Origin of the sequence: Psychrosphaera aquimarina, from assembly GCF_032461525.1 — a bacterium.
Classification (GTDB): Bacteria; Pseudomonadota; Gammaproteobacteria; order Enterobacterales; family Alteromonadaceae; genus Psychrosphaera; species Psychrosphaera aquimarina.
Genome location: NZ_JAWCUA010000003.1, coordinates 1 through 19,427 on the forward strand (window position 1 = coordinate 1; position 19,427 = coordinate 19,427).

At 38.5% G+C, this 19,427-nt stretch carries 17 protein-coding genes and 1 pseudogene; 10 read left to right on the forward strand and 8 right to left on the reverse strand.

From position 1 onward, the window contains the following. Window positions 1–119: 119 nt before the first annotated feature. From RT723_RS18015 to RT723_RS03060, 4 genes are all read right to left on the reverse strand, one after another. The gene (locus tag RT723_RS18015) at window positions 120–293 is read right to left on the reverse strand and encodes a hypothetical protein (RefSeq protein WP_346432567.1); all 174 of its coding nucleotides are present in this window, start codon (window positions 291–293) and stop codon (window positions 120–122) included. 418 nt (window positions 294–711) lie between these two features. Continuing rightward, window positions 712–1,035, reverse strand: coding sequence for a hypothetical protein (locus RT723_RS03050; RefSeq protein WP_315945848.1), 324 nt, complete (start codon window positions 1,033–1,035; stop codon window positions 712–714). A gap of 147 nt (window positions 1,036–1,182) precedes the next feature. Continuing rightward, window positions 1,183–1,437 (reverse strand): hypothetical protein, encoded by a 255-nt coding sequence (locus tag RT723_RS03055; protein ID WP_315945849.1) that lies wholly within the window; start codon window positions 1,435–1,437, stop codon window positions 1,183–1,185. After that, the gene (locus RT723_RS03060) at window positions 1,394–1,636 is read right to left on the reverse strand and encodes a DUF4956 domain-containing protein (protein ID WP_315945850.1); all 243 of its coding nucleotides are present in this window, start codon (window positions 1,634–1,636) and stop codon (window positions 1,394–1,396) included. Before RT723_RS03060 ends, RT723_RS03055 begins: the two co-directional genes overlap by 44 nt. A gap of 413 nt (window positions 1,637–2,049) precedes the next feature. On the opposite strand from RT723_RS03060, the gene udk reads away from it, so the two are divergent. From udk to upp, 5 genes are all read left to right on the forward strand, one after another. After that, entirely contained in the window at window positions 2,050–2,691 is a 642-nt protein-coding gene (gene udk / locus RT723_RS03065) for a uridine kinase (RefSeq protein WP_216056463.1), read from the forward strand. A gap of 14 nt (window positions 2,692–2,705) precedes the next feature. Continuing rightward, complete coding sequence (locus RT723_RS03070; protein WP_216056464.1) at window positions 2,706–3,950, forward strand: NupC/NupG family nucleoside CNT transporter; 1,245 nt, start codon at window positions 2,706–2,708, stop codon at window positions 3,948–3,950. Window positions 3,951–3,959: 9 nt separating this feature from the next. Beyond that, window positions 3,960–4,745 (forward strand): deoxyribose-phosphate aldolase, encoded by a 786-nt coding sequence (gene deoC, locus RT723_RS03075; RefSeq protein WP_315945851.1) that lies wholly within the window; start codon window positions 3,960–3,962, stop codon window positions 4,743–4,745. A gap of 75 nt (window positions 4,746–4,820) precedes the next feature. After that, the gene (locus tag RT723_RS03080; RefSeq protein WP_216056466.1) at window positions 4,821–5,396 is read left to right on the forward strand and encodes a thymidine kinase; all 576 of its coding nucleotides are present in this window, start codon (window positions 4,821–4,823) and stop codon (window positions 5,394–5,396) included. 49 nt (window positions 5,397–5,445) lie between these two features. After that, window positions 5,446–6,072, forward strand: coding sequence for a uracil phosphoribosyltransferase (gene upp / locus RT723_RS03085; protein ID WP_315945852.1), 627 nt, complete (start codon window positions 5,446–5,448; stop codon window positions 6,070–6,072). 116 nt (window positions 6,073–6,188) lie between these two features. Here upp and deoA read toward each other — a convergent pair. The 3 genes and pseudogenes from deoA to RT723_RS03105 all read right to left on the reverse strand — a co-directional run bounded on the left by deoA (window position 6,189) and on the right by RT723_RS03105 (window position 11,178). Continuing rightward, window positions 6,189–7,492 (reverse strand): annotated as a pseudogene (deoA, locus tag RT723_RS18065) (thymidine phosphorylase). 9 nt (window positions 7,493–7,501) lie between these two features. Further along, window positions 7,502–7,921 carry a cytidine deaminase gene (locus tag RT723_RS03100; protein ID WP_315945855.1) on the reverse strand — a complete coding sequence of 140 codons (420 nt, stop codon included), beginning with the start codon at window positions 7,919–7,921 and terminating at the stop codon, window positions 7,502–7,504. A gap of 149 nt (window positions 7,922–8,070) precedes the next feature. Continuing rightward, the gene (locus tag RT723_RS03105) at window positions 8,071–11,178 is read right to left on the reverse strand and encodes a TonB-dependent receptor (RefSeq protein WP_315945856.1); all 3,108 of its coding nucleotides are present in this window, start codon (window positions 11,176–11,178) and stop codon (window positions 8,071–8,073) included. A gap of 663 nt (window positions 11,179–11,841) precedes the next feature. Between RT723_RS03105 and RT723_RS03110 the strand changes: the two genes are divergently transcribed. Genes RT723_RS03110 through RT723_RS03120 form a run of 3 tightly spaced genes read left to right on the forward strand, consistent with a single transcriptional unit; the run spans window position 11,842 to window position 15,030 of the window. Further along, entirely contained in the window at window positions 11,842–12,474 is a 633-nt protein-coding gene (locus RT723_RS03110) for a TetR/AcrR family transcriptional regulator (protein ID WP_216056471.1), read from the forward strand. A 2-nt stretch (window positions 12,475–12,476) separates the two neighbouring features. Next, window positions 12,477–13,679: an endonuclease/exonuclease/phosphatase family protein gene (locus RT723_RS03115; protein WP_315945857.1), complete on the forward strand. Its 1,203-nt coding sequence runs from the start codon at window positions 12,477–12,479 to the stop codon at window positions 13,677–13,679. A gap of 31 nt (window positions 13,680–13,710) precedes the next feature. Then, window positions 13,711–15,030: an alkaline phosphatase gene (locus RT723_RS03120; protein WP_315945858.1), complete on the forward strand. Its 1,320-nt coding sequence runs from the start codon at window positions 13,711–13,713 to the stop codon at window positions 15,028–15,030. Between the two features lie 140 nt (window positions 15,031–15,170). Here RT723_RS03120 and RT723_RS03125 read toward each other — a convergent pair whose 3' ends face one another. Then, on the reverse strand, window positions 15,171–16,292 hold the full coding sequence (locus RT723_RS03125) for an esterase-like activity of phytase family protein (RefSeq protein ID WP_315945859.1): 1,122 nt from the start codon (window positions 16,290–16,292) through the stop codon (window positions 15,171–15,173). Window positions 16,293–16,572: 280 nt separating this feature from the next. Here RT723_RS03125 and speA point away from each other — a divergent pair, with 280 nt between their 5' ends. Continuing rightward, the gene (speA, locus tag RT723_RS03130) at window positions 16,573–18,483 is read left to right on the forward strand and encodes a biosynthetic arginine decarboxylase (protein WP_216056475.1); all 1,911 of its coding nucleotides are present in this window, start codon (window positions 16,573–16,575) and stop codon (window positions 18,481–18,483) included. Between the two features lie 2 nt (window positions 18,484–18,485). Next, the gene (speB, locus tag RT723_RS03135; protein ID WP_315945860.1) at window positions 18,486–19,427 is read left to right on the forward strand and encodes an agmatinase; all 942 of its coding nucleotides are present in this window, start codon (window positions 18,486–18,488) and stop codon (window positions 19,425–19,427) included.

Here is a 19,427-nt window from a genome sequence, read left to right on the forward strand (position 1 = left end):
AATAGCTAAATAAGTTAAACGCGTATTCTTCGTGTAAGTGTTTATAAATTAAAAATAAAAAAACCAGTAGTGAATCACTACTGGTTTTTTATTGTTACTAATATATATCTAAATTAAATTTAGAATAATACTTTAGCACCTAAGTAGAAACGACGAGGTTCAACCCAGTCTTTTGCTTCGCCAAATGCGAATGTACCACTACCGGCAACTAACTGCTCTTCTTCAACAACCGCTTGGTCATCTAAGATGTTAAAGATGTCTAAGAAGAATTCTGTTTCAAAGTCACCAAACATGTGAGTGTATTTAACACGAACATCTAAAGTACCGTAAGCTGGAGTAGTTTCACTTGCTACGTTACCTGGTGCAATCCAAGTACCGTCATAACCACCGAAGTCATAAGACGCAGTCTCACGTAATGGTAATAAACGACCGTATACGTTAGTTGCGCGGTTATAAGAAGTACCAGAGTTCCAGTTATAAATACCACCTACTTCGACAACGGTTTTGAAGTAGTAAGTACCTAAGAGCTTGAACTGATGTTCAACGATTACCGAGGCTGCTTGTCGTACATGTTAGGAGCACGAGGGTCTAAGGTAGTAGAAGTCACCTTGCATGTCAGCATTACCGTCTGAGTTAGAAGTTACCTTCTGCATCATTGTAAGTATAAGATGCAAGCATGCTCCAGTTTCTCAGTACGTAATTTCTTAAATGTTACTTCAATACCTTGGTAATCACGTTTACCGCTTCTAACGTAGCAAGAACGTAGTTAGAACCAGGGTTTTCAGTGTAACCAAAGTAAGATAATGGAAGCGCTAAATCAGAACCCCATAATTGACCGCCTTCAGTGTAAACACCTAAGTCGTAATCTTCTAGAATATCTCTAGTCGCATGGTTTGTATACGTTACAGAGATATTAGTATCTTCAGTTAAGTTAGTTGAATAACCTACTAAGAACTCATCTGTATATGGTGTTTTAGTTGTAGGAGCAAAGAATGCATCCTGTTTGCAACACCACCACAGTACGGCGTAGCCCATTCACCGTTAACAAATACTTGTTCTTCACGAACAGAACCCGTTAAGTTACCAGCGAATGACGTCATGTCTGTACGAACTGGGTCATAATAACGACCAACGAATGCCCAAACTTTAGAGTCACCGTCACCATTAATGTCATATACGCACTTAAACGGTGAGCAATATCCCAATCAAATGTGAAGATGCTTGCGCCTGTTGATGCAAATGTTCCCATCTCTCAGCACGTAAACCAACATTTAATGTTAAGTCATCAATCGTTACACTGTCTTGAATGTAAAAAGTTTGACCTTTAGTTTCAAGTTTAGACTCAGCTTGTTGCGTTTGAATGATTCTGTAAGCATTAACGTCACCAGTTGGGTTATGTGTCTTTATTTTCTGGTGTGATATTTTCAATACGTTCATAACAAACACTTTGAATTTCATAACGTTTTACAAATAGACTGGAGTCGATGATAAAAGCTATTAAACAAATTACGCCGTTTAAAATAGCCAAATCAACCAAGCTCATTTGCCCCACCGAAGTGAGCAACGCAATGGCTGTGACAAGGAATAAATAGGTCATTTCTTTAATTGAAATAGACTCAGTGCGGTAGCGAAGCATGGTAAAAACAGCAAAAATAAACTTGTAATTAATGTAAGTGAGTAAAATACAAAACGTTTATTTGTCATAGGAAATTTTTGCAATTTAATTGAAGTTGCTTTAACACTAAAAACATAAGGTGCAAACAATGTGTAAGAAAAATGTAACTTGAAAATTAACGACAATATCGAGTATTAATTGTTTGTATAAATCGAAATAATTTACCTATAAAAAACATGACCACATGGTCAACTTGTGTTAATTTATCATCATTTGAATTAGGCTCAGCGTCGATATTGTCATTGCACTAATAACAATCGTCGTTAAGTGATAAATCATTCCCTAAATTGCACTTATTTCTTTTCGGTTTTTGGGTTAATTTGCTAACCTAAATATCGAATTTTTATGAACCTGCGTAACCAACAGGCAAGAAATTGAAACCAACTATTATTACAATTGCAGGTCCATCTGCATCTGGTAAAACACTGTTTGCTCAAACTATTCATGATGAGTTAATTGAAGAGTTAGGCGAAGGTGGGATATCGATCATATACGAAGATGCTTATTATCGTGACCAATCGCACCTTACAATGGAAGAGCGCATCCAAACTAATTACGATCATCCTGATGCCTTTGAACATGATTTATTAACTAAACATTTAGAAAAATTAACCAATAACGAACCCATTGAAAGTCCTGAGTATTGTTACAAAACTCATACAAGAACAAATATCACCAGAACGTTCGCACCAACAAAAATAATACTAGTAGAAGGTATTTTGTTACTTTCTAATAAAAAGTTAAGAGAACAGTTTGATATTAAAGTGTATATGGATACACCTTTAGATATCTGTTTAATACGTCGTATTAAACGCGACATAGTTGAACGTCAACGCAGTGTTGAATCGGTCACTAATCAATATTTAGAAACCGTAAGACCTATGTATTATCAATACATAGAACCTTCCAAAGCTTGGGCTGATATTGTAGTCACAAGAGGCGGAAAAAACAGAATGGCGATTGAAGTTATAAAAGCCAAAATCCGTCAAATTTCACAACTCCCACCACAAAAATAAAATAAAGGGTAATCATGGAATTAGCAGCACTTAGGGGAATACTGGGCATAATCGTGTTATTAGCGATAGCCTATGCGTTATCAAGCGGCAAAAAGCAAATCAACTACCGAACCGTAGGCCTCGCTTTTGCACTTCAAATATTACTAGGCGCGTTTGTCTTGTATGTACCCTTTGGTAAAGATGTTTTATCGTCTATGACCTTTGGCGTACAAAGCGTGATTGACAGCGGCAAAGAAGGGATCGACTTCTTATTTGGGGGATTAGGCACCGACGCCATGTTTGCAAACGGTGTTGGCTTTGTCTTCGCAATTCGCGTCTTACCAAACATTATCTTTTTCTCATCTTTAATAGCCGTGCTTTATTACCTAGGCGTGATGCAGTGGGTAATAAAAATCATTGGCGGTTCATTACAAAAATTATTAAAGACCAGTAAACCTGAATCCCTTTCTGCTACTGCTAATATATTTGTAGGACAAACAGAAGCACCATTAGTTGTCCGCCCTTATATCGCCAAAATGACTCAATCTGAATTATTTGCAGTTATGGTAGGTGGTTTAGCGTCTGTTGCTGGTTCTATCATGGCTGGATATGCCGGCCTTGGCATTGAATTAAAATACCTTATTGCGGCGTCTTTTATGGCGGCGCCTGGTGGTTTATTAATGGCAAAAATCATTTGCCCTGAAAAAGAACCTGAAAAAATAGTTCAAACCACCATTGCGTTTGATGAAGATGATAATAAACCAGCCAACGTCATTGATGCTGCTGCATCTGGTGCCGCATCTGGTTTAAAGTTAGCGGTAAACGTTGGTGCTATGTTACTGGCCTTTATTGCATTAATCGCACTGTTAAACAGCATCGTTGGTGGCATTTCTGGCATGTTTGGTTATGACGGTATTACCATTGAATTTATTCTAGGTTACTTGTTCGCACCTTTTGCTTTCATTGTTGGTGTGCCTTTAGATGAAATGTTACAGGCCGGCAGCTTCATTGGTCAAAAAGTCGTGGTTAATGAGTTTTTTGCTTATGTAAACTTTGTAGAAGTTAAAGACGCCTTGTCACCTGTTACTCAAGTGATCATCACGTTTGCTTTATGTGGTTTTGCAAACTTGTCTTCAATCGCCATTTTACTTGGTGGTATTGGTTCTATGGCTCCTAGCCGTCGTCCTGACATCGCAAGATTAGGTATGCGTGCTATGTTAGCCGCAACATTAGCTAACTTGATGAGCGCCGCAATTGCGGGCTTCTTTGTCGCACTGTAGGAAATAACAATGTCTGATTTAAAAGCAGTTGCACAGCGTGCATTATCTTTGATGGATTTAACCAGTTTAACCAATGTTGAGACCGATGCTGACATTATAAAATTATGTCAGCAAGCTAAATCACCGGCAGGTGAAACGGCCGCTATTTGTATTTTCCCTAGGTTTATCCCGTTGGCTAAAAAAATATTAAAAGCACAACAAACTCCCCATGTGAAAATTGCGACAGTGACCAATTTCCCACATGGTAATGACGATATCGATATCGCATTAGCAGAAACAAACGCTGCGGTTGCCTACGGTGCCGACGAAGTAGATTTAGTCTTTCCATATAAAGCGTTGATCAATGGCAATGAAAACATTGGTTTTGATATGGTTAAAGTATGTAAACAAGCTTGTATTGACCAGGCAAAACTTAAGGTCATTATCGAAACGGGTGAACTAAAAACACCAGAATTGATAAAAAGGGCCAGTGAAATAGCCATAAACGCAGGCGCTGACTTCATAAAAACATCAACGGGTAAAGTTGCTGTAAATGCCACTCCAGAAGCGGCAAAGATCATGTTAGAAGTGATTAAAAATAAAAACATTGATGTCGGTTTCAAACCAGCAGGTGGTGTTAGAAATGCACAAGACGCAGACGTATATTTAACTTTAGCTGATCAGATCCTTGGTGAAGAGTGGGCGCAAGCGGAACATTTTAGATTTGGAGCAAGTAGTTTATTAACCAGTCTATTAGAAACCTTAGGGCATAAAAGTGAAGTGACTAACGAAACGCAGTCCACTCTATCTTATTAAGATGTGAAGCTGTGCGCTCAGGTATTCATACTACCTTTATGTTTCTGCTTAAAATAACTAAAAAAGATACTAATCATGGCACAACTATACTTTTACTATTCGTCGATGAATGCCGGTAAATCCACCCATTTATTGCAATCATCGTACAATTATCATGAGCGTGGATTACGTACCGCAATTTATACTGCTCAAATCGATGATCGTTTTGCTAAAGGTAAAGTTGCTTCCAGATTAGGAATTGATGCCGATGCTTTCTTATTTGATGACAGCAAAGACTTGTTTGTTGAAATTGGACAAATGCATACAGAGCAAAAACTAGATTGTGTCCTGATTGATGAAGCTCAGTTTTTATCTACAGAACAGGTTAAACAATTAACCGACGTGGTCGACCTATTAAATATTCCTGTTTTAGCCTACGGTATACGTACTGATTTTTTAGGGCAAACCTTCTCTGGAAGTGCTGCGTTGCTGGCCTGGGCTGATAAATTAGTTGAGCTAAAAACCATTTGCCATTGTGGCCGTAAAGCAAACTTTGTTATTCGCCAAGATGCCAATGGTGTTGCAGTCAAAGATGGTGAACAAGTCGAAGTAGGTGGCAATGAACGATATGAGCCACTATGCAGAGCCCACTTTAAACAATTGGTTTGGTGATCAATAAACCAACACTTTACTCTTTAATTTATCTTAAAAAGGACTCCCCATGGCCGTTTTCGAAAGCAAACACCCCTTAGTAAAACATAAAGTTAGCCTGTTAAGAGATGTTAATATTTCCGTAAAATCATTTCGAGAACTGACCAAAGAAGTGGCGGTATTACTGACGGTAGAAGCCACACAACAATTTGACGTGGCCAATGTTGACATGACTTGTTGGTCAGGTGATATTCAAGCGCCTATGTTGTCAAAACAACAACCTACTTTGGTACCGATTCTAAGAGCCGGTTTAGGAATGTTAGACGGCGCGTTGACCATATTGCCTTGCGCTAAAATTAGCGTTGTTGGCTTACGACGAGATGAAAAAACATTAGACCCAGAAACTTATTATGAAAATATCATTAATGATATTGAGGACAGAACCGCCATCATTATTGATCCTATGTTAGCTACCGGCGGCACAGCAGTAGCAACCATAGACCTACTTAAACAATCAGGCTGTAAACACATTATTGCTTTGTTTTTAGTAGCTGCACCAGAAGGTATTGAGGTTTTACAGAAGTCCCACCCTGATGTAGATTTATTTGTCGGGGTTATTGATCAACAACTTAATGAAAATGGGTATATATTGCCTGGCTTGGGTGATGCTGGTGATAAAATTTTTGGTACGCTTTAAGATTGAAGGTTTGAAGGATTGAAAGTTCAGGGCTGTAAGGTTCTAAGTTTTGAGTGGCGAGTTTCGAGTCGCGAGTTGATTCTAGTCACTCGTTTCTCGTAACTCGAAACTAATACTTAACTATAAATTACAGGGCTTAAATTAGGTTTTTTATCAGAAAATGATAAGGCGTTATTATATTGCTCAGCCGCGACTTTTGCAGCATCAGCATCTTTAGCATGAACACGTGCAATCACATCACCTACCGACACCTGCACACCTAAAGGTAAAATGGCATCAAAACCAACGGTATGATCAACCAATTGTCCAGGCGCAGTACGCCCACCGCCTAATCCAACAACCGACATGCCAATATCACGTGTGTTCATTTGTGATAAATAACCCGCTTGAGTCGCTTTAATATCAACAACCACATTAGCCTTTTGCATCGATGACCAAGGGTTAGCTAAATAATCCGTTGGCCCACCAAGTGCAGCAACCATTTTTTCAAATATCTCTGCTGCGCTACCAGAGTCCAAAGCTCTAATTATTTGTTTTTCAGCGGACGCCGTATCTAATGCTAAACCAGAGTTAACTAACATAGCTGTTGCCAGTGATTTCACTACAGCGTGCAAACGCGGATCTAAATATTCCCCAGTTAAATACTGAACCGTCTCATACATCTCAAGTGCATTACCAGCAGTCACCCCTAACACTTGGTTCATATCAGTGATAATAGCTTGGGTTTTACCCCAGCATTATTAGCTACACTGCTAATGCTGTCAGCTAAGGCTTGTGCATCGGCTAACGATGTCATCATGGCACCGTTACCTACTTTCACATCCATCACTAACGTGTCTAGGCCAGCTGCTAGTTTTTTAGATAAGATAGAGGCCGTGATTAATGGAATCGATTCCACCGTTGCTGTTACATCTCTGATTGAATATAAACGTTTATCCGCTGGAGCCAAGTTATCGGTTTGCGAGATAATAGCGACCCCTAACTCTTTCACTACTTTTTTAAACTCAGGTATTGTCGGTTGTATATTAAATCCAGCAATACTCTCTAATTTATCTGAAGTACCGCCGGTATGACCCAATCCGCGACCCGAGATCATAGGAACATAACCGCCACATGCTGCAACAATAGCCGCAAGCATAAAGCTTACTTTGTCACCCACACCACCGGTAGAATGTTTGTCTACGATTGGGCGGTCAAACCCTTCCCAGCTGAGTACATCACCTGAATGCATCATTGAAGTGGTTAAGCTTACTTTTTCTTCAGTATTTAATCCTTGCTGAAAAATAGCCATAGCCATGGCACCAACTTGAGCATCGGAGAATGAACCATCAACCAAGCCATCAACAAAACGCTGTATTTCTTGCTGTTTTAATACACCACCATCACGTTTTATTCTTATAATTTCTTGAGGTAATAACATGTTTAATCCTTAAGCATCCAATAGCTGTTGTGGTGTAAACGCATCTGGTAATAACTCAGATACCGTCCATACTTTTTGTTGATTTTTATGATTCAAAGCAACAACAGGCGCGTCACCTTTAAAAAATTCCGAGATCACTTGTCTACATGCACCACAAGGTGGAGTAAGTTGCTCCTGTTCGGTATAAATAACGATAAGTGAAAATTGGGTTTCACCATTAATTACCGCATTACTAATGCAGTTTCTTTCTGCACAAACGGTTAGACCATATGATGCATTCTCTACATTACAGCCTTTTACAATCGTTCCCTTTGTAGTCAGAGCTGCCGCGCCAACATGAAAGTGACTATATGGCGCATAAGCCTTGTTATATGCGTCTTTAGCGGCATCAACAAGCTCTTGGGAAAGTGTGATTTTTGAGTCAGTCATAATACTTAAATGGTTAATTTCTACATCCACACAATAGCATTGTTGACCATATGGTCAAGTAATAACTGTTGTATATTTGTTACATTTTTAGGTCATAAAAAAACCGCACTAAAGAGTGCGGTTTTTATCGAGTTATTAACTAGTCGATATTAGAATCTGTAGTTAACACCCATAACAACTTCCCATAAAGAACCATCTACATAGATGTCTTCTTCAGCGTTATCTTCATAGAATTTGTCATAAACATATTGACCACTTTCATTGATAGAAGCTTCGATCATACGGTTACCAACAAACGCGCCTTGGCGTGTAATACCCCATTCGTCGTTTATTAAGTTACCTAAGTTTTTAACAATTACGAAAGCATCAAATGTATGACCTTCAGAGAAACCGCTAAAGCTTTGGCTGATTTTCAAGTCTAACTTGTATTGCCATTCAGCATTTTGAGAGTTACGACCAGAGATTGCGCCGCGCTCTAAACCTCTATCAGCAATAAAGGCATCAAATGCAGCTTTATCAAAGTTTGAAGTGTAAACAACTTTTGAATCATCAACTTCTGGTACATAAATTAGCTGACGGCTACCATTCCAGCTATCGTCGCCATACATGTCATCAGAATTGCTGTATGTGTAAGAGTATGGTTGACCTTCACTTGCTGAACCGAATAGGCTGAAGCGCGTACCGGTTTCTTCAAGTTTATACGACAAAGACATAGTGAAACGGTTAGGAATCTCATAGTTTGACGTCGTCATTAGTGGGTCAGTTGCATCAGACACTGCTAAGTTACCGTAGTTAGAACCAGCAGTTGAACTAGTCATAGGATTAGCATCTTCTGAATCTGTGTAAGAGTAACCAAATGTTGCTTTAAGACCGAAATCGAACTCTTTTTGCATACCTAAAGACAATACTGTTGATTGACCGTCTTTATTACTGTTAGCCAATACATAAGTACCGCTTCCACCAAGTACTTCTTCATACATTGGACGACCATCAGGTGCAGTTTCAGTCGTTTTAGCTATACCAGCGTCAGTGATGATTGCAGAATTAACTTTTTTGTTAATTAATAAATCAGCAGTGAAGATATAGTTGTCATCAGTGATATAAGTAGCACCTAACGAGTATTTCCACTCAGCAGGTAGTTCTAAATCAGGGTCGATGGCATTAACTGCACCACTACCGCCTTCAACAGGTAAATCATCAATGTAATCATACATAGCTTGTGGCACTTCGAATAAAGGTTTGCCGTTATTAACCATTGGGTTGTTAAACAAATCAACTTTACCGTCAACCTTATTTAAGTTTACATTGTATTCACGAGCAGCTACTTGTACTAGACCATCGTTTGAATACGAGTTTGAAACCCAAACGTTTGGATTACCACCAGAATATAGACCCATACCAGCACGAACATCTAAGTTATCGTCCACTGACCATTTAAAGCCAATACGTGGTTGGAATAAGCTAATACCGTCTAAGTTCGTGTTATTAGCAAAACCGTAATCTGCTTCAAAACCAGCGTTGTAACGAGGTTTGTCATCACTTGTATAATAGTCGTGACGGAAACCGAATGTCACAGTTGCATCGATGTCATCAAATGTATATTCATCTTGTAAATACATTGTATGTACATTGTATGTGAACTCTTGGCTCGCATCTTCAGGGTTACTGGTACCTGCAGAGTTATTATAGTAAATACGACCCGCTAAACCTGCTTCAAAGTCTTCAATACTGTAAAAACGGAACTCACCTTGAGTGTGTTGCATGAATAAGTTATAAGCCGTTAATGACTCATACTCATAACCTGCAGTAATAGTGTGAGATTCTAAGTAGTAGTTAGCTAAGAACTTAGCAGTAAAGTTATCCCAGTAAAGTTCATTTGATTGACGAGAATCATCTGGACCTAGGAAAATAGTAGTAGAACCATGATAAATCTGTACTTCGCCCATGCCGCTTGCTGCGTCTAAAGACTTCTGACGATTATCTAATTCCATTGAACCAATGCGTACTTCAGTTGTTAATTCATCAGACCAATCTGAGTGAAGTGAAGCAACGATAGAGGTTAATTCTGCACCTTTTTCATAAAAGTGGCTGTCGAACGTTCTGCCCCAAGAGTCAGACTGATCTAATTTGAAACCATCATTGTAGTTATAGATGAAACTAGCACGGTGATCGTCGCTGATATTCCAGTCTAATTTAACTAATAACTTTTCATCTTCAACAGGCATATTAGCCGGCATGCCACCAGCATCATATCCGTATAAGTCTTGGCTTGCTTTTTGAACACGTGCGATATCTGCATCAGATACGTCGCCGTTATAAACAAAGATTTCATTACCGTCTAATTTTTCATAAGACGTAAATAAGAATAATTCATCATTAATTAATGGAAGACCAATATGGAAACCATAACGTTTTTCAGTGAAATCACCTTGAATAAAGTCTTCGCCCTCTATTGAATCACCTTTAAGTGAATCATTAGAGTAATCCATGAATACGCCACCATGAATTTCGTTAGTACCAGACTTAGTTACTGCATTGATGTTACAAGCAGTAAAGCTACCGTATGTAACGTCAAACGGTGCAAGTTCAACTGATACTTGGTCAATTGAGTCATAAGAGAAAGGTACACGAGTTGTCGGGTAACCATTGTCATTAAGACCAAAACCATCATTCATTCTTACGCCATCTAGCGTTAAGCTGTTGAATCTTGGGCTACCACCGCCACATTGAATAGCGCCGTCACGACTATCATCAACATAAACACGTGGGTCAACACGAACGATGTCTTTTAAATCACGATTAATAGCTGGAGCTGATGCTAAATCGTCAGATGTAAAATGAGAAGAAGGGCTTGAGTTACTCGAAAAAGAACTAACCGGACGGCCAGTAACTACGATAGTTTCCAAGTCAGATGCAGCGTCTAAATCAACGTATAATGGCATTGTTTCGCCAAGCGTTAAGAATACGTCTGAAATTTCTTTATCTAAAAATGTATCAGAGTCTAAGGTCACTTTATATGGACCACCAACACGTAAGCCTTTTGCAGTGAAAATACCAGAAGCATTTACGATTGCATTTTTAGTCGTACCTGAAGGTACGTGAGTGATGGTTACTTTTGTTCCAATCGCAGCGTTACCTTGTGGGCCGTTTACAACACCTTTAATTGCAGAGGTAGTTGTATTTGCCATTACAGAGGTAGATAGTCCTAGAGCTAAGACTACCGCGCCAGTTATGAGTGAAAGACGATGAGTTTTCATCTGATTTCCTTGGTTTAAGTTATTAATTTGGTAATGATTATTATTATCGAGTCAAACGGCTAAAAAAACTTAACCACTTGCTCTGTTTTTCATTTCGTTCGAAATTAGACCAGATTTTTATGTAAGTTTCATTACAAAAAACGACTCTTTTTAGAAAAGTTCAATTAAATATAAAGCACGACCAGTTAACACTGTAAATTAATTTGAATTTATTATTTAAATACAACAACTTAACACAATTACACTTTATCAAGGTTATAGGTGAATTATTTTTTCCTTAAAAGCACAATCGCACATTATTTATAGGTCAATTAACTTAGATATTTGTATTCATTAATGTTTTCAATTCTTCTGACCATTTGGACAATAAATATTTAGCAATATAAACAATAAGTTATAAAAAAGACTGGCAACTTTTGGGAGGAAAATATGGTTAACATGAGTAAAAACCTGATTTTGTTAACCCCACCTGCTTTAAAATAATACTATTAACATTTATAGTAGCCGCCTAATTTCAAATGTCAGTTAACCGCGTTCCAAGGTGGAGGATCCCCTTAACGCTAAAAACTTACTATTTGGTCAACATTTATAAAACATAAATTCAATTTCTATTTTCAGTATATGTATCATTGAATTAGAAGTATTTAGCGTTTGAGTAATCACATGACAACATTAGCACAGACTAAAAAAACCGGTAATATTCGCGCACAAAGTCAGCATAAAATTTTAATTGCTGCTAGTACCGAATTTGTTTTACAAGGATATAAAGGCGCTACCGTTCAATCTATTGCTGATAGAGCTGAATTACCTAAGGCTAATATCCTTTATTATTTTAAAAATAAAGAAAACATATACCAAGCCGTGTTAGAGCACACATTGGAAATGTGGGATGAAGGCATAGGTGATATTGATCCTTCAGAGGGCCCTAAAGCCGCAATTGAAAAGTTTATTGATGCCAAAGTCCGCATGTCCTTTAATTATCCAGAAGCGTCAAAGATTTACGCGATGGAGATCATTCAAGGCGCTCAACATTTAAAAGAATTTGCCAGAACCTATCAACGAAAGTGGGTAAGAGAAAAAGCCAAGTTATTCCAGCAATGGATTGACAATGGTGAAATGGCGAATGTTGATCCTGTTCACTTAATTTTCCTTATTTGGTCGTCAACTCAGCATTATGCCGACTTTGAAACTCAAATATTAACCATTATGAATCGGGCCGATTATGAAGAAGATGATGTGGAAACCGTCATTAACTTTTTAACCGATCTCATTTTACGCGGCTGCGGATTAAAATAATCATGAACAAAACTTATATTTTAACCTTACTGGCAATATTATTTATGTTTAATGTTAATGCAAAAACAACAAACCAAATAAGAGTCGCTACCTTTAATGTCAGTATGGAAGCACTAAATTATGTACCATATCAAAAAGGTAAAACCCCAGAGGTCTCAGGCCAAACCCTTGTCGATGCCCTTGCGTCTGATCACCAACAAATTAAAAACATTGCTGAGATTATACAAAGAGTTAATCCCGATATTATCTTACTTAATGAGTTTGATAATGGCGTAAACACTAATACAAATGACCACGCGGTATTATTAAGTTTTATTAAAAACTATTTAAACAAAAGTCAAAATGGTCAAGAGCCGGTAGATTATCCATATTATTATCAAGGCCCCGTCAATACAGGTGTTAATTCTGGTGATGACCTAGACAACAATGGCATTGCTGGACAATTACCGGCTGATGGTTACGGATATGGACACTTCCCTGGTCATTTTGCGATGGCGTTATTATCCAAATACCCAATTGATGAAAGTAAAATTAGAACCTTCCAGCATTTCAAATGGAAAGACATGCCGGGGGCACTTCGTCCTTTTCACCCAGACACCAAACAACCTTGGCACAACGAAGCAACATGGAGTAATTTCCGCTTATCATCAAAATCACATTGGGATATCCCAGTAAATGTAAATGGTTCAGAACTGCATATTTTAGCCAGTCACCCCACCCCTCCAGTGTTTGATGGTAAAGAAGATCGTAATGGCAAACGCAACCATGACGAAATTCGTTTTTGGACAGATTATATAACGCCAAACAATGCCTCTTACATCTATGATGACCAAGGTAACAAAGGGGGTCTTGCTGTAAATAAGTCATTTGTATTAATGGGCGACCAAAATGCAACTATCCATGAAGGTAATGCCATTAAAAAAGGCATTGCCGATTTATTGGCTCACTCTCGTATTCAAGATGTAATGCCGCAAAGTAACGGCGCATTAAAACACAAACCTAATAATGAATTTGCCAAATATCACACTGCTTTTTGGGGCATGAGAGTAGATTACGTGCTGCCTTCAACTGCGGGGATCTCCGTAAAAGACAGTGGTGTATTTTGGCCAACAAAAGACGATAGTTTATTTAGGTTAATTAAAGATCGAAGTGCATCGTCAGATCATCGATTAGTTTGGTTAGACCTAGACCTAAATAAGCCATAAATTATTCAGTGCATAAATATTGGAATCTAAGATGAAAAAAACGCTCCTGATCACATGTATGACGTTATTGCTTGCAGCTTGTGGTAATGAAAGCCAAGTCAATAAAACTCAACCGGTTAAAAACATTATTATGGTTGTCTCTGACGGAACCGGCCCAGCTTATACCACGGCTTACCGTTATTATAATGACGATCCAACCACAGAAACGATTGAAGAAACTGTTTTTGACCGTCATTTAGTGGGCATGGCAAGTACTTACCCTGCTCGTGTATCAGGTTATGTTACCGATTCAGCAGCGGCGGCAACAGCATTATCAACTGGCATAAAAAGTTATAACGGCGCTATTGGTGTTGATGTTAATAAACAGCCAATTCAAACCGTTTTGGAATACGCAAAACTTACGGGTAAAAAAACAGGGGTCGTGGTGACGTCACAAATTAACCACGCAACACCCGCGTCTTATTTAGCCCATAACGAAAGTCGTAAAAACTATGACGCGATTGCTAATAGCTATATCGATGATGGTATAAAGGCAGATGTCTATTTGGGTGGCGGCTGGAAATACTTTATCCGAGATGACCGTAACCTTGTAGAAGAGTTTAAAACTGCCGGATTCCAATACGTAGATAATTATGACCAATTAGGCAGCCTTAAAGCTAATACGCCAGTGCTTGGTTTATTTGATAAAGTTGGATTACCTTGGGCTTTAGATGATAAACACCCTAATCGTTTATCTATAATGACGAAAGCCGCCATTAAACAACTAGAAAATGACAATGGTTACTTCATGTTAATTGAAGCGAGCCAAGTAGACTGGGCTGGACACGGTAACGATATTGCCTCTGCGATGACAGAAATAAACGATCTTGCTATCACAATGGAATACTTAGAAGAATACGTTAAATTACATCCTGATACTTTAGTGATATTAACGGCAGATCACAGCACAGGTGGCTTAACGATTGCGGCAAATGGTAAATATGAATGGAATCCAGAATTTATCCGTACCATGACAGAGTCAGCAACGTCTATTGCCAATAAATTAATAGCCTCACCAATCGATAAAACGTTAGTTGAAGAATTGTTTCACTTTCCCGTTTCGGATGAAGAGGTGAACAGATTGCAACAAGCTAAAATAGAACAACAAACGTCGACATCTGAATATAACCCACCGGTTTATAACGCCGTTAAAGCCATTATTGATAAACGTACCAATACTGGCTGGACAACGAGTGGACACACAGGTGTAGATGTTCAGGTTTTTGCAATGGGTGTAAATACAGACATGTTCAAAGGCATCATTGATAATACCGATATAGCCAAAAACATATTCACTTTACTTGGTCGATAACCACAAAGTTAAATCGCTCACCCCAGTTACATAAACTTTTAAATACTGGCAGTGACAAAACCTAAAAGGACGCTGATACTAATATCAACGTCCTTTTTTATTCCTAGGGTTTCATACTTAATCGATAGTTACTCAATTTGTTAATGGTTTATCCATTCTTCTGCAACAGGCAATGAAAATAACAAAGGGGCCATTTTTTCATAGTTAGCTTGGTTAGATGGACAATTTATATTTTTCAGATAATTACGTTTCCAAGGGTCATTAACCACCCAAATCGTACTACCAATAACACCAAGACCTTCCAAAGAAGAATTATCCATTAACTCCCATGGCTCACAACTGTTGTCATTGGTTTCAGCCATAAAATCCAACGTGATGATCTTGGTTGGATTTTGTTTAGATAGGTCAATAAACCACAACTGATTATCATTTCTTGCCGCGGCAATTAAATAACCTGGATGATCATCTATTGCCAAATAGTCCATGCCATTAAGAGGATGGTTACCCGCAGTAAATTGAGGTAATCGTAATTCTGGGTCTAGCACCTTGGCAAATTCATCGGTATTCCAAAAGTCTTTTGTGATCTGAACGGAGAAGATTCTAGGCTGGGTATGTATGTCTTTTTCAAGGGCTAAATATAATTGATTGTCTTGACCAAATGCTAATCCTTCAATACCGTCGTTTGGGAAGTTACCGACTTCAAATTCAGCAGCAAATTGCAAAGGACGTACATGTGTCATTTCCACTGATTTATTATCATGAATATATAAGCGTACTAATAAACTAGGGAAATCGGTTGAGCCTGAGTTTTGATAACGTTTGGCACATTCAGCAGATAAACCTTCAATACTGCGAGCGTCTTCGGTAACAATAATCACAACGTTATCGTCATTTGGATCAACTGCTAACGCCTCAAAGTCTGGTTTATATGCAAGGTATGGTGCAAAGCAGCTGCTAGTCACATTTTCAGACATTGTCATGGACATGTCTTGTTCGTCTAAAACCGCGGACTTAGGATCGATAACATGCAACTGACTACTTTGAGATTGATGTGCGCTGCCATCTGAAATAGATAATAACTTACCGCGCCAATGTTTCAGCCCTGATGTTTGTGGGTCTAACATCACTTGACCATTTGTTTCTGTGATCCACTGCCCTTTTAGTGTCACTTTAGCATCAGTTACCGTATCGGGGGTTTGATAGATGCCATACATACTCAATAACACCACAAGTATCACTAACAGCAACATTTTCAATTTCATAATATTTACTTTCCAGACTTTGAAGTTTATCTATACATTTCACCACGACTATATTGTCGTTTTATTACCTATATAGCCAGCGCGAAATTATATTACAGTCTCACTGTATACGTTCCAGATTGAATTCAAAAATCATAATCTTTTGTTCAACAACAAATAGGGCAATAAAAAATTTTAGTCAATAAACCTATTTTTTTGTTGTACTTTAAATGCCCAGTCCATTCTAATCGCGACCTATTTTTAATACCTATTGATACATCTAAATTATCAAGGAAAAGCATTGAATAAAAACACACTTGAGAATGTACGCGCTTGTTATAACGTACGTCACTGGAGCCAAGGATACTTTGGTATTAACGACTCTGGTAACGTGTATGTAGCCCCTAAAGTGGATAACCAAGAACATACCGTTGACTTAAGTACGATAGCTAAAATGATCCAAGATAAAGGCTTAACCTTGCCTGCGCTTGTTCGTTTTCCGCAGATCATTCATCACCGTGTGCATAGTTTATGCGACGCGTTTAATAACGCGATTAAAGAATATAACTATCAAGAAAAATACTTATTGGTTTATCCAATTAAAGTAAATCAACAACGTGAAGTTGTGGATGAGATTCTTGCTAGCCAACATAACCAAGAAACTAAACAACTAGGTTTAGAAGCGGGCAGTAAAGCAGAATTGCTTGCGGTATTAGCCATGGCGCACAAAGCGTCATCGGTTATTGTGTGTAATGGTTATAAAGACAAAGAATACGTACGTTTGGCTCTTATCGGCGAGAAACTAGGCCACCAAGTGCATATCGTTTTAGAAAAGATGTCTGAATTAGACATGATTTTAACCGAAGCAAAAAAGTTAGGGGTTAAACCGCGTTTAGGTTTACGTGTGCGTTTAGCATCTCAAGGTAAAGGTAAATGGCAAGCAAGTGGTGGTGAAAAATCTAAATTTGGTTTATCTGCCTCACAAGTTTTACAAGTGATCAAAGTATTAACCAATGCCAACATGTTGGATGCATTAAAACTGGTACATTTCCATTTGGGATCACAAATGGCCAACATCCGTGATGTTAGGTTAGGTGTTAGTGAGGCTGCGCGTTTTTATTGTGAATTACGTAAGTTAGGTGCAGGTATTATCTGTATGGACGTAGGTGGTGGTTTAGCTATTGATTATGACGGCACACGTAGCCAGTCTCATAACTCAATGAACTACAGCTTGGCGGAATACGCAAACAACATCGTCTATACCATTGGCGATACTTGTAAAATGTATGACGAGCCTATGCCTATGATCATTTCAGAATCAGGCCGTGCATTAACCGCACATCATGCGGTATTAATTTCTAACGTAATTGGTGCTGAGTCATATCAGCCAGAAGTGATACCAGAAGCCGAAACGGATGCACCTTTGTTGTTAAAAAACATGTGGAACTCTTGGTTACAGTTAAGCCAACGCAATGATGACAGAGCATTAATCGAAATTTATCACGATACTCAAAGTGACATTGCTGAAGTACACACACAGTTTGGTATGGGTCTGTTAAACCTAACTCAACGAGCTTGGGCTGAACAAGTTAACTTACGTGTTTGTTATGAATTACATCAATTAATGGATACTAAAAATCGTTTTCACCGTCCAATTATTGATGGTTTAACTGAAAAATTAGCGGATAAGTTTTTTGTAAACTTTTCATTATTTCAATCTTTGCCAGACTCATGGGGCATTGACCAAGTATTCCCAGTTTTACCACTGACTAACTTGGAACGCTCTCATGAAAAACGGGCAGTATTGTTAGACATTACTTGTGACTCTGACGGCACGATTGGCAGTTACGTTGATGGGCAAGGTATTGAAACAACCTTACCCGTTCCAGCTTGGAAAGAAGGTGAAGAATACTTATTAGGTTTCTTCTTAGTGGGTGCATACCAAGAGATTTTAGGGGATATGCATAACTTATTTGGTGATACACACAGCGCCGTCATTTTATTAGATGACGACGGTGAAGTTGAAATTAAAGAAATTAACGAAGGTGACAGCGTGGCTGACATGTTGAGTTATGTGCACTTAGACGTTGATGTATTTACCGACGCTTATGAAGAGTTAGTGAATACTAAGTTACCAGAAGATCAACGTGAGCCAATTTTAGAAGAGTTAGTGGCAGGGTTACGTGGTTATACTTATTTGGAAGATTTTTAATAATGAACTCAGTTCAAAACAACCTATTTAATCAGGTAGATAACTCTATCTACTCAAATGCCATGACATTTATGCGTCAGCCTTTATGTTTTGATCCGCTAAATACGGATGCGGATATAGTGGTATTAGGTTTGCCTTTTGACATGGCCACGTCTGGTCGTTCTGGTGCTCGTATGGGCCCAACGGCCATTCGACAAGCATCGGTCAATCTGGCATGGGAGGGTAGAAAATATCCATGGCAGTTTTCACTATTTGAAAAAGTGAATGTGGTTGATGCAGGGGATTTGGTTTACTCAACCGGTGATGCTGACGAATTTACCCAAAAAGTAGAAGTTGCCACGACCCAACTCCTTAATGCCAATAAAACAATTTTGGCATTAGGGGGTGATCACTTTGTGACTTTGCCTTTGTTACGTTCATACGCTAAAAAGTTTGGCAAAATGGCATTAATTCATTTTGACGCTCACACCGACACATACAATAATGGCAGTCGATATGATCACGGCACTATGTTTTTTCATGCACCAAACGAAGGTTTAATAGATAAAGAACACTCTATTCAAATCGGTATAAGAACCAATTACAAAAGCCAAAACCATGGCTTTAAAGTGATTGATGCGATGCAAGCCAATGACGACAGTGTTGATGACATAGTCAATCAAATAAAAAATACTATTGGTAATTTACCCGTGTACCTAACCTTCGATATTGACTGTTTGGACCCGGCTTTTGCTCCGGGTACGGGCACGCCAGTTTGTGGTGGTTTATCTAGCGATAAAGTATTCAAGATACTACGAGCATTAGCTGGAATAAACTTAGTGGGAATGGATGTGGTTGAAGTAGCGCCGGCATACGACAGCGCAGAAATAACCTCACTTGCAGCTGCAACCATAAGTGTAGAGTTATTGCATTTATGGACCGTTAAACATAAAAACCCACTTTAA

Excerpts from the sequence above, each read along its gene's own strand:
- RT723_RS18015 (WP_346432567.1), bottom strand. The coding sequence starts at position 293 with ATGTTTGGTGACTTTGAAACAGAATTCTTCTTAGACATCTTTAACATC.
- RT723_RS03050 (WP_315945848.1), bottom strand. The coding sequence starts at position 1,035 with ATGGGCTACGCCGTACTGTGGTGGTGTTGCAAACAGGATGCATTCTTT.
- RT723_RS03055 (WP_315945849.1), bottom strand. The coding sequence starts at position 1,437 with ATGAACGTATTGAAAATATCACACCAGAAAATAAAGACACATAACCCA.
- RT723_RS03060 (WP_315945850.1), bottom strand. The coding sequence starts at position 1,636 with ATGCTTCGCTACCGCACTGAGTCTATTTCAATTAAAGAAATGACCTAT.
- RT723_RS03070 (WP_216056464.1), top strand. The coding sequence starts at position 2,706 with ATGGAATTAGCAGCACTTAGGGGAATACTGGGCATAATCGTGTTATTA.
- deoC (WP_315945851.1), top strand. The coding sequence starts at position 3,960 with ATGTCTGATTTAAAAGCAGTTGCACAGCGTGCATTATCTTTGATGGAT.
- RT723_RS03080 (WP_216056466.1), top strand. The coding sequence starts at position 4,821 with ATGGCACAACTATACTTTTACTATTCGTCGATGAATGCCGGTAAATCC.
- upp (WP_315945852.1), top strand. The coding sequence starts at position 5,446 with ATGGCCGTTTTCGAAAGCAAACACCCCTTAGTAAAACATAAAGTTAGC.
- RT723_RS03100 (WP_315945855.1), bottom strand. The coding sequence starts at position 7,921 with ATGACTGACTCAAAAATCACACTTTCCCAAGAGCTTGTTGATGCCGCT.
- RT723_RS03105 (WP_315945856.1), bottom strand. The coding sequence starts at position 11,178 with ATGAAAACTCATCGTCTTTCACTCATAACTGGCGCGGTAGTCTTAGCT.
- RT723_RS03110 (WP_216056471.1), top strand. The coding sequence starts at position 11,842 with ATGACAACATTAGCACAGACTAAAAAAACCGGTAATATTCGCGCACAA.
- RT723_RS03115 (WP_315945857.1), top strand. The coding sequence starts at position 12,477 with ATGAACAAAACTTATATTTTAACCTTACTGGCAATATTATTTATGTTT.
- RT723_RS03120 (WP_315945858.1), top strand. The coding sequence starts at position 13,711 with ATGAAAAAAACGCTCCTGATCACATGTATGACGTTATTGCTTGCAGCT.
- RT723_RS03125 (WP_315945859.1), bottom strand. The coding sequence starts at position 16,292 with ATGAAATTGAAAATGTTGCTGTTAGTGATACTTGTGGTGTTATTGAGT.
- speB (WP_315945860.1), top strand. The coding sequence starts at position 18,486 with ATGAACTCAGTTCAAAACAACCTATTTAATCAGGTAGATAACTCTATC.